The organism is Xanthomonas sp. SHU 199 (assembly GCF_000364665.1).
In the GTDB taxonomy this organism is placed as follows: Bacteria; Pseudomonadota; Gammaproteobacteria; order Xanthomonadales; family Xanthomonadaceae; genus Xanthomonas_A; species Xanthomonas_A sontii.
On sequence record NZ_AQOI01000467.1, the window covers coordinates 1 to 1,519 of the forward strand.

General features: G+C 72.0%; 2 protein-coding genes. Both read right to left on the minus strand.

Going from position 1 to position 1,519, the window contains the following annotated elements; genetic code table 11:
* Positions 1–357: PmbA/TldA family metallopeptidase (locus tag D183_RS24870; RefSeq protein ID WP_039727871.1), on the minus strand; the 357-nt coding region annotated here is incomplete at its 3' end.
* Positions 358–584: 227 nt separating this feature from the next.
* Positions 585–1,519 (minus strand): YhdP family protein (locus tag D183_RS0114845; protein WP_017909697.1); only part of this gene is annotated, 935 nt, incomplete at its 5' end.

The following is a 1,519-nucleotide window of genomic DNA, read 5'->3' on the forward strand; positions in this document are numbered from 1 at the left end:
GCCGCCACCGCGCTGCAGCGCGTGCGCCGGCTGCGCGCCGCCGTCGCGGGAGATGGCCCGCGCCGACTGCGCGGCGGCCAGCAGCGCATCGCGGTGGATGTCGTCGGAATAGGCGAAGCCGGTCTTCTCGCCGGAGATCGCGCGCACCCCCACGCCCTGCTCGATGGAGTGGGCGCCGTCCTTGACGATGCCGTCCTCCACGCTCCAGCTCTCGCGCCGCGAATGCTGGAAATACAGGTCGCCGAAATCGATGCCGGGGCCGAGCAGCGTGCCGAAGGCGCGCTCCAGGCTGGTGGCATCCAGGCCGGCGGGAAGCAACAGGCGGGTTTCGGCAAGACTCAGGGCGTGATCGTTCATGGGCTCAACATGGGGGAGGAAGGCGCGCAGCGCAAGCGGCGGGCGGCACAGTCTGAACACGGCAGGCGCGCGGGAAGCGCGGCGGTCTCCAGGCAATGCACCGCATCCCATGCACGCGCAGGGCGCCGCGCCACTGCCATCCTTGCAGACCGGCATCGCGCGCAACCGCCGCCATCCCCACTCCCGGCTTTCAACAGCCGTAGGCTGGCATCCCCAATCCCGGCTTTTCAGGGCCTACCGGACGAAGCAGGCGGCGTCGCGGCAGGCGCCGGTGGCCGCGCGGATTCACGCTCGATCACGTCCACCTTGGGATCCTTCCACGGCCCGGTGACCCGGTAAGTGCGCGCGCCGATGTTGCCCAGCGGCTTGCCCAGCACCGCGTTGGCGGCGGCGCCGACCGCCGCGCCGACCGGCCCGCCGGCCACCGCGCCGACCACGGTCAGCAGGTTGCCGGACTTGGGATTGACGTCGATGGTCTGGTCGAACTGCTGGGCGCGCAGGTCGGCCTCGCCGCGCACCTTGATCTCCGCGGCCGGGCCATCGATGACCAGGTTGTCGCTGCGCGCCAGGCCGTCGCCGAAACGGATCTGGCCGTCGATGCGGTTGAAGGCGAAGCCCTTGGAGAAGAAGTCGCGGAAATCGAACATCAGCCGCCGCGGCAGTTGCGCCACGCTGAGCAGGCCGAGCACGCGCCCTGCGCCCGGGTTCAGTTCCAGCAATTGCCCATTGCGCGCGGCCACGTCGAGCTGCCCCTGCACCGTGGCAAGCTGCAGGCCGGACGGCGTGCCCGGCCAGGCGGCGCTGAGCGTCAGCTGGCCTTCGCCGCCGCGCACCTGCCCGCCGAAGTCCAGGTTCTGCATCAACTCGCCCAGGTCGCGGCTGTCGACGTTGGCGTTGAGCTGGGTCCGGGCGGTGGCGCCCTTGCCGCGCCAGTCGCCGCTGATGTCGATCTTCTGCTTGTCCGAACGCAGGTGCAGCTGGTCCACCTGCATGCCGTCGGCGAGCTTGCGCGTGCGCAGCGAGGCCGCGCCGAGGGTCATCGCGCCGAAGCGCAGGTCGTCCACGTCCAGCGCCAGCGCCGGGATCGTGGCCGGGTCCAGGCTGTCGGCGAACGGGCCGGCCGGGACCGGGCCGGCGCTGCCGGCGACCCCGCTGCCGGCGG